Source organism: Nitrospira sp. (genome assembly GCA_016788885.1).
GTDB lineage: Bacteria > Nitrospirota > Nitrospiria > Nitrospirales > Nitrospiraceae > Nitrospira_A.
In genome coordinates this window covers 1-8814 of the sequence record JAEURX010000011.1, presented here as the reverse complement: position 1 = coordinate 8814, position 8814 = coordinate 1, and the positions used below count along the sequence as shown (strand labels likewise).

Sequence of the window (8814 nt, the reverse complement as noted above, 5' to 3'; positions counted from 1 at the left end):
AGCATTGATTCCAGCACCCGAGGGTCCATCGGGGTGGTCGCATGATTATCCAGGTAGATCGGGAACTTCATCGCTCGACTCCTTGTTGTTCCGCCGCGACGGATTGAATGGTGATGAGGGGGGTGCCCCCCAGCATATCTTGCAATGTCATATTATTCAGAAGCTGATAGATGCTGTTCTGGATTTTCAGGAGCGGGGTCCGGATGTTACAGTGCTCGCGCTGCATGCAGGCATCACCGTCTTTTTCGTGAGAGCAATCCATGATGCCGAGCGGCCCTTCCAGGCTTTCAAGTACGTGGGCAATCGTGATTTCCCGTGGATTCTTGCCAAGGAGATATCCACCCTTGGGGCCGTTATGGCTCTCAATGATGCCGCTTTTCGACAGGGTCTGAAGAACTTTTGCGAGCAGTTCGACCGGAATATGATATTCCTCGGCGATTTCCTTAGTATTCACCACCCGGGCATGAGCCACATCGCCATATTGGTTGGAGGCAATGTGTTGCAGCGCCATTAATCCGTAATCTGCCTTTTTTGATAATTTCAGCATGGCCTATTGCCGATCTTTAAAGTCGGAGACTATAATGATCTCCGATCAAATGAGTCGTACAAAAGCTATCATGTGATCTTTTGACCTGTCAAGGGCGATCGGAGTTAGAGAATCGGAAACAGACGAGGTCCAACGACAAATGTCAGGTGATGGAAGGTCACATCATCCCTCGTGTCCCTCATTGATGGATTTGAAAAGAAAAGAGGCTGATCAACATGGGTGGAACGAATCCCTATATTGAAAAAGCGGATGTCGAGTTACCGTCTAAACCCTACACCGTGACCTTCATTTTTCCGGACAAGAGCGAAAAGAAGGTCGCGGTCCAGCCGGACAAGATTCCCTATGGCCCGACGGGGCTACCGGGTAGCATTCTTGATATCGCCATGGGAAACGACATCGATCTGGAGCATGTCTGCGGAGGGGTCTGTGCCTGCTCTACCTGTCACGTCATGGTCAAAAAGGGGCTGGAGACGTGTAATGAAGGGACAGATGATGAGTTCGATCAGTTAGATGAGGCTCCCGCCACGACCTTGCAGTCCCGACTCGGGTGCCAGTGCGTGCCGAACGGGACGACGGATGTCACCGTGGAGATTCCCGCCATCAATAAGAATCTCGCGAAGGAAGGGCATTAATCCGGGTGGACGAACCGGGCTAGGCTTCAGTCGTACGTTTCGAGTTTCACTTCCCGCCGATCAAACCCTAGGTCCATGAACAGGCTGCGCAACGGGCGGGCAAAGGCCTTGATCCCTGCGATCATGGGTGTGACGCGATGGCCGTTTCCGGCCAGTTGCTTGATCGCCTCCACCGTCCCTGCATGACCCTCTGGGGCTTCACTCACGAACGGCAGATACTGAAAGTTGGAGTGCCTCGAGGCGAGCGCCATGAATTCCTCGTGGTACAACTGTTCGCTGGTGGTCGGTGCATGGGCAATCAGAGTCGTCGAATGCATGGTGTCCTGTCCCACTAGGGCGCGGATCATGCAGCGGAGGGGGACGAGTCCTGAGTAACGGCCGATCAACAGCAAATGCGGTATTGTTGGCTCGGGAAGCACGAAATGACCATAGGGCCCCGAGAAAGGAACGCGATCTCCGGCATTGAGCGACGAGAGATAGCTCGAACCCTTGCCTCCCGGAACATGATCGAAGACGAGTGTGAGATGCCCGGTGGATGTCGGGGGCTCTGCCAGGGAATAGGCCCGGTTCAATGGCGGATGGTCGCCGATTGGTAACTGGAGAGAGATCCACTGGCCGGGTTTAAACGAGAGCGGAGACTCGACCGGGCGGAGCACCAGCTCTGTGGTGTGGGGAGTCAATGTGGTGAGCGAGACGACTTCAGCAAGTTGTGTTGGTTCAGCCATGGACTGTTCTTAGCAAAAACAGATTCAGAATGGAACAGCCCAGTTCTGTACATCGTTTCGGTGCCATGGTATAGATACCCCCCCGTTCATTTTTCCCACTCACACTACGGTGACGCGATGAGTCAGGTCAGGGTTCGATTTGCGCCCAGTCCGACCGGCTTCCTCCATATCGGCGGGGTGCGGACGGCCTTATTCAATTGGCTGTTTGCCCGGCAGCAGAATGGCGTGTTTATTCTTCGGATCGAAGATACGGACCAGGATCGTTCCACCGACGCATCGATTCAAGCCATTCTCGATGGCATGCGCTGGGTCAAATTGGATTGGGACGAAGGTCCCTTTCGGCAGACCGAACGCATGGATCTCTATCGAAGTCATGCCATGCAGTTGTTTGAGCAGGGCCATGCCTATTGGTGCGTCTGTACGCCGGAGGAGCTAGAAGCGCGCCGGAAAGAAGCGGAGGCCAAGGGCGGATCGCCAAGATATGATGGACGGTGCCGAAACCTGGGCCTGGCCAAGCCAACCGGTGACGCGGCGCTCCGGTTCAAAGCTCCGCAGGCCGGTGAGACGATTGTCGATGATCTGATCAAGGGCCGGGTGGTGTTCGACAATCAGATTCTGGATGACGTCATCATTCTCAGATCGAACGGCTTTCCCACGTATAACTTTTCCGTGGTGGTGGACGATGCCTTGATGGGTATTACCCATGTGGTGCGGGGGGATGACCACCTCACGAATACGCCTCGTCAGATCCCTATTTTTCAGGCCCTGGGATTCCCGCTGCCACGCTTCGGCCACTTACCGATGATTCTGGGCTCCGATAAAACGCGGCTCTCGAAGCGTCATGGCGCGACTTCCATCATGGCATACAAAGACATGGGCTACCTGCCTGATGCCATGGTGAACTATCTGGTCCGGCTTGGTTGGTCGCATGGAGACCAAGAGCTGTTTTCGCGGCAAGAGCTGATCGAAAAATTTTCATGGAAGAATGTCCAGACGTCGCCAGCCGTCTTCAACCCGGACAAGTTGCTGTGGCTCAATGCCGAATACCTCAAGACCAATCCGCCCGAGCAGGTGGCGAAGGCGTTGGTGCCGTTGCTCGAGCAAACCGATCTCAAAGACGAAGTTCATGCTGTTTCCACAGAGTGGCTTGCGCAACTGGTCGTCCTGGTGAAGGAACGAACCAAAACGCTCGTCGAAATGGTCCATTGGGTGAGGCCCTACTTCGGCGACGCCGTATCGTTTGATGAGGATGCCGCGAAGAAGTTCCTGACTCCGGCTCAGGCCCCCGTGTTGATCAAGCTCGTGGAGCGCTTTGAGGCGTTTCCGGTCTTCTCCAAGCACGAGTGGGAAAAGGCGTTCAAAAAACTGGTCGAGCAAGAGGAGATCAAAATGGGCCAGCTGGCTCAGCCGGTACGTGTGGCCTTGACTGGCCGGACGGCAAGCCCCGGATTGTTCGAAGTCATGGAAGTTCTCGGCCGGGAACGTACGTTGATTCGATTGCGTAAGGGAATCGAGCAAGCCTCCAGATCCTGATTGGCCGTTCAAGAATCGCGCTCGATCTTGACGCAATGGAGAGGCTTATATTACTGTGTGGACCGGTTGGGGGATCGTCTAGCGGTAGGACGTCAGTCTCTGGATCTGACTACCTAGGTTCGATTCCTAGTCCCCCAGCCAAAACCTTGCTCATGCCTTGCTCTTCAGCTCGATGTCTCGGTTCCGTACCGCGCTGGGGGATCGTCTAGCGGTAGGACGCCAGCCTTTGGAGCTGGCTACCTAGGTTCGATTCCTAGTCCCCCAGCCAATTTTCTCGTCACGAACTCTGCACCGTCTGTGCGCGTTTCTCATCCAGTTCGGCCCAGCGCGCATAGAGTCGCTCCACTTCAGCCTGTGCCTCCACTAAGGCTTCGCTCCGTGCCTGCAATTCCACGGCATTCGACACCACCGCTGGATCCTGCAGGGCAGCCTGACAGGTGGCGACCTGCTCCTCGGCCTTCAGAATCGTCTCTTCAATGGTGCCCCATTCCTTCTGTTCTCGATAACTGAGTTTTTTGGGTTTGCGAATCGTCGCAGTCCCTGCCCCTTGGTCGGTCGCGGCGGGAGCAGTATCATCATTGTTCCCGCCCGTTTCGGATTCAGCGGCCCGTTCCTGCGCGCTTTCCCACTGGGCATAGTCGGCAAACCATTCGAGTCGGCCGGTACCATCCAGCGCCAGCAGGATGGTCGAGACGCGATCCAGTAACCACCGATCATGCGTCACGAGCACGAGTGCGCCGGGAAATTCGAGCAGGCTATCTTCCAGCACATCCAGCGTCGGAATATCCAAATCGTTGGTCGGCTCGTCCAGAATGAGCAGGTCTGCCGGTTGCAACATCAGTTGGGCAATCAGCAGTCGCGCCTGTTCACCGCCGGATAGCCGCGAGACCGGGAGGTCGAGCTGTTCGGGTCGAAAGAGGAACCGCTTTGCCCACGATGCCAGATGGACAGAGCGGCCTTGGTACACGACCGCATCGCCTGAGGGGGCCAATGCCCGCCGCAGGGTGGCGGCCTGATCCAGTGATTCGCGATGTTGTTCGAAGGAGACGATGCGCAGCCCGTCGGCCCGCATGATCGTGCCGGAGTCCGGTTCCAGCGTGCCGGCCAGCAGTCGAAGCAGGGTGGTCTTGCCGCTTCCGTTCGGGCCAAGGAGGCCCAAGCGTTGACCGGGCCCGAGGAGCAGGTCCAGATTCGTGACGACGGGCTTCTCATTGAAACGCTTCGTCACGGCTTTCGCGACGAGCAGTTGTTTTGATTTTCGTCCCGAGGCGGAAAAGTCGATGCCGATCGACGACTGCGCAGCGCGGGATTCGACCTGGTCCAATTCCTCGATCAGTTTGCCGGCAGATTGAATGCGGCCCTTGGCTTTGGTCGTGCGGGCCTTGGGCCCTCGACGCAGCCATTCCACTTCGCGTCGGACACGATTGGCCAGCGAGGACTGATAGTCGGCCTGCGCCTGCAGTGCGGCATCTCGCTGCTCCAAGAAATCGCTGTAGCGACCTTTGGCTTCAAAGCGCCCTTCGGGATAACAACGATTGAGTTCGACCATGCGCGTGGCGATCGCCTCCAAAAATCGACGGTCGTGACTGATGACGAGAAAGGCCTTGGCGCGATTCTTGAGCAACCGTTCCAGCCAGAGGATGCCCTCGACGTCCAAATGGTTGGTCGGCTCATCCATGAGCAGCACGTCCGGCTCGAGCAGCAAGGCTTGCGTGATGGCGAGACGTTTGCGCCAGCCTCCTGACAGGGTGTCCACATCGTGTTCAGGATCCGGAAAGGAGCCGATGCTGAGGGCTCGGGCGATCCGGCCGCCTTCTTCGTGAGGATCACGGCCTGCCTCGGTGAGAGTGTGCTGCAGAACTTGTTCGATGTTGAAGCCGGCAGGAAAACTCGGTTCCTGAGGGACATATCCCACCCGTGTATGGCCGCGCAGGGTGCGCGTGCCGGTATCCGGCGGCTCAAGCCCGGCCAGAATTTTCAGCAAGGTCGACTTGCCGGACCCGTTCGGGCCGATCAGTCCGACATGGTCACCTTCGCACAAGGCCAAGCTCAGGTTGGCGAACAGGGCTCGCACCCCGTAACTCTTACTGATCGATTCGCAACTCAATAGAATGTTCGGGGCCATACCCGGGATACCTCTCTCGCGACAGTGAAAGCGTGCAGTATACGGTGCAGGAAGGGCCCAGGGCTAGCGGCAGGGGGTGGTGCTTTCTGGGTCGACGCGGCGTCGAGATCAACGGAGAACGCAATGGTTAATGAGCGGTCTTGGCACGTCCCGTGCGGAGCCGTTGCTGAAAACAGGCCGGGCAGAGATGGTAGCCGCCCTGTGTGGAGGTATGAAACGATTCCATGTCGGTGGTGCCGCAATCGAAGCAGCGAACATGGCCGACGAGAGAGCGGGGTAGGAGAGGCGTCACATCGATGCGCTGAAGTTGATCGTGGAGCCGGCGGATGGAGCGGTGAATATTCGTAAGGATTGGTTGCGCGCTAGTCGCCGCGCTCGGAATCGCCGCTTCCAGGCGCAAGAGGCGCTCCCGCAATGACCCGCGTTCTGCCTGATGATCTTCGCTGCCCGATCCTGTCACCATCGTCGTCACTCCTTTGTGATCATGAAGCGATCAACCGAGCGAGGAGTGATTCTCGTTCATCGACAGGAGAAGGTTCAAGGTGGCAGAAGGCTGGCGCCCCAGTACTTTGCGGGGGAATTGGGCTGATTCAAGGCGGAATGAGCCGATCAACGCGAGGTGTGGGATTTCTCGATCTTGGCCCAGGCGTCTTTGAGCGTCACGGTTCGGTTGAACACGAGCCTGGTCGGCGCCGAATCGGGGTCGGCACAAAAGTAGCCGACCCGTTCAAATTGGACATTGGTGCCGGGAGCGACTGAGGCCAGGCTGGGTTCTACTTTGCACGACGGCAGCCGTTCCAGGGAATGGGGATTGAGCTGTTGCGTCCAATCCTGATCGGCAGGAATCTTGCTGGGATCCGTGAGCATGAGACTCTCATACAGCCGTACTTCCGCGTCGACGGCATGGCTCGCCGACACCCAGTGGATCGTGGCCTTCACTTTTCGTTGTGCCTGCGCACCGCCGCTCTTCGTTTCTGGATCATAGGTGCAGCGAAGTTCTGTGATCTCGCCGGTGACAGGGTCCTTCACGACGCCAACACAGGTGATGATGTAGGCGTAACGCAGCCGCACCTCACGGCCCGGGGCGAGCCGGAAAAATTGTTTGGGCGGATCTTCTTTGAAATCGTCCTGGTCGATATACAAGACGCGGGAAAAGGGGACCTGACGCGTGCCTGCGGACGGATCTTCAGGATTGTTGACGGCATCGAGCTGCTCGACCTGTCCCTCGGGATAATTTTCGATCACGAGGCGCAAGGGGCGGAGGACGGCCATGACGCGCGGAGCGCGCTTGTTCAGGTCTTCGCGGACAAAGTGTTCGAGGAGCTGCATTTCGACGATGGCATCCCGCTTCGCGACGCCGATTGCTTCGCAAAATGCGCGCAGAGCTTCGGGCGTGAACCCGCGGCGGCGCAGTCCTTTGAGCGTCGGCAGGCGTGGATCGTCCCATCCGTTGACCACCTTGCGCTCGACGAGATCGAGCAATTTGCGCTTGCTCATGACGGTAAAGGTCACATTCAGCCGGGCAAATTCGATTTGCTGCGGCCGCTGCGGCGTCTCGCATTGAGCCACGACCCAGTCATACAGTGGCCGGTGGTCTTCAAATTCCAAGGTGCAGATCGAATGGGTGATGCCTTCTATCGCATCGGACAGCGGATGCGCGAAATCATATGCGGGGTAGATAGGCCAGGTCGTGCCGGTGCGGTAATGGGCGACATGCCGGATGCGGTAGAGCACCGGATCGCGGAGATTGATGTTCGGCGAGGCCATGTCGATTTTGGCGCGGAGCACATGCGCGCCGTCGGGAAATTCGCCCGCCCGCATCCGACGGAACAGGTCCAAATTCTCGTCGATGCTCCTGGTGCGATGCGGGCTGGCCTGTCCCGGTTCCGTGAGTGTTCCGCGGTAGCGGCGCATCTCGTCGGCCGTCAGGCTGTCGACATAGGCAAGGCCTTTTTTGATGAGGATCTCCGCGTACCCATACAGTCGCTCGAAATAGTCGGATGCGAAGAACATCTGGTCATGCCAATCGAACCCCAGCCAGCGGACATCTTCTTGAATCGCCTGAACATATTCGGGGTCTTCTGTCGTCGGATTGGTATCATCCATGCGGAGGTGGCAGATTCCGCCCGGTTGCTCATTGGCAATGCCGAAGTTGAGGCAGATGGATTTGGCATGTCCGATATGGAGATAGCCGTTCGGTTCCGGCGGAAAGCGGGTTACCACCCGGCCGTCATGTTTGCCGGCGGCACGATCGGCCGCAACAATTTCGCGAATGAAGTCGGAGCGTGTAGGAGGCTCTGGCGTCGTGGACATGGTGGCTGCGATCTCGTCGAGGCACGATGATGAAACGCGCATGGTTCTATCACAGAACCACAGGGTGGGAGAAGGGGGGCACGCTGTTGCTCCGTGGCGAGGTGATTTTTTCTGGATCGATTCCGGTGGGTATTTTAGAATCACAAGTCTGAAGTAATCGGTCGCGATTGAACTCAGGGAGAGAGAATCATGCGTGGTCAATGGAGCGCACGGTTGTTGGTGGTGCTGCTCGGTTTGGTATGGGTTGGCGGGCTGCAGGCGAGTGAGCCGACACCGCCGGAGACCTGCCGCACTCAGCCGTTTGAGACCAAGATGGAATGCTATCAACGGTATCTGGAGACGGTGTTGCAAGCCGAGGGGGCCGAGCCAGCCTTGACGGCTCTGGAACAGATCACGGCGCAGGACCCTGAAGCGCTGCGCGAGGCGCATCCGCTCGTGCACCACATCGGCCAACGCGCATTTGCCCACTATGGAACGGCGCCGCTGGCGATGTCGCATTGCCGGGATGTCTTTTGGTCTGGCTGCTATCATGGGGTGTTGCAGGCCTTCCTCAGCAGCCTGTCCCAGGTGGAGCCGCAACATATCCTCCCGCTGTGCCCCATCAGCGAGACGGTCTCTGCCTACTCATTTCAGCGCTACAATTGTCTGCACGGCCTTGGGCATGGACTGACCATTCAGTTCCGCTATGACGTGCTCAAGAGTTTGGCGTTTTGTGATGCCTTGCCGGGGAGCTGGGATCGAGAATCCTGCTACGGTGGGGTGTTCATGGAAAACATCGTGACCTTCCAGCAGGCGCAACGGGCGCAACCGGCCGGTGGCCATCATCACCATGACGTGACCAGTTTTCTCAACCCCCAGGACCTGTTGTATCCCTGCTCGGTCCTGACCGAGAAATACCTGCGGGCCTGCTACTTGATGCAGACGTCGGCGGTGCTGACG

8 protein-coding genes and 2 tRNA genes are annotated in these 8814 nt (G+C 57.8%); 5 read left to right on the top strand and 5 right to left on the bottom strand.

Annotated features, from left to right (window positions below; genetic code table 11):
- Nucleotides 1-67 precede the first annotated feature (67 nt).
- Nucleotides 68-547, bottom strand: coding sequence for an Rrf2 family transcriptional regulator (locus JNL86_02820; protein ID MBL8041833.1), 480 nt, complete (start codon nt 545-547; stop codon nt 68-70).
- A 215-nt stretch (nt 548-762) separates the two neighbouring features.
- On the opposite strand from JNL86_02820, the gene JNL86_02815 reads away from it, so the two are divergent.
- Nucleotides 763-1179 carry a 2Fe-2S iron-sulfur cluster binding domain-containing protein gene (locus JNL86_02815; GenBank protein ID MBL8041832.1) on the top strand — a complete coding sequence of 139 codons (417 nt, stop codon included), beginning with the start codon at nt 763-765 and terminating at the stop codon, nt 1177-1179.
- Between the two features lie 26 nt (nt 1180-1205).
- Here JNL86_02815 and JNL86_02810 read toward each other — a convergent pair whose 3' ends face one another.
- Nucleotides 1206-1904: an FAD-dependent oxidoreductase gene (locus tag JNL86_02810; GenBank protein MBL8041831.1), complete on the bottom strand. Its 699-nt coding sequence runs from the start codon at nt 1902-1904 to the stop codon at nt 1206-1208.
- Between the two features lie 117 nt (nt 1905-2021).
- On the opposite strand from JNL86_02810, the gene gltX reads away from it, so the two are divergent.
- From gltX to JNL86_02795, 3 genes are all read left to right on the top strand, one after another.
- On the top strand, nt 2022-3437 hold the full coding sequence (gene gltX / locus JNL86_02805; protein MBL8041830.1) for a glutamate--tRNA ligase: 1416 nt from the start codon (nt 2022-2024) through the stop codon (nt 3435-3437).
- Nucleotides 3438-3504: 67 nt separating this feature from the next.
- A tRNA-Gln gene (locus JNL86_02800) sits at nt 3505-3578 on the top strand.
- Nucleotides 3579-3631: 53 nt separating this feature from the next.
- A tRNA-Gln gene (locus JNL86_02795) sits at nt 3632-3705 on the top strand.
- A gap of 9 nt (nt 3706-3714) precedes the next feature.
- Here the strand turns inward: JNL86_02795 and JNL86_02790 are convergent.
- The 3 genes from JNL86_02790 to JNL86_02780 form a co-directional block, all read right to left on the bottom strand.
- Complete coding sequence (locus tag JNL86_02790; GenBank protein MBL8041829.1) at nt 3715-5562, bottom strand: ABC-F family ATP-binding cassette domain-containing protein; 1848 nt, start codon at nt 5560-5562, stop codon at nt 3715-3717.
- Between the two features lie 127 nt (nt 5563-5689).
- Entirely contained in the window at nt 5690-6025 is a 336-nt protein-coding gene (locus JNL86_02785) for a hypothetical protein (protein MBL8041828.1), read from the bottom strand.
- Nucleotides 6026-6171: 146 nt separating this feature from the next.
- Nucleotides 6172-7875, bottom strand: coding sequence for a glutamine--tRNA ligase/YqeY domain fusion protein (locus tag JNL86_02780; protein MBL8041827.1), 1704 nt, complete (start codon nt 7873-7875; stop codon nt 6172-6174).
- Nucleotides 7876-8064: 189 nt separating this feature from the next.
- Here JNL86_02780 and JNL86_02775 point away from each other — a divergent pair.
- The coding region (locus tag JNL86_02775) for a hypothetical protein (GenBank protein ID MBL8041826.1) at nt 8065-8814 on the top strand (750 nt) is incomplete at its 3' end.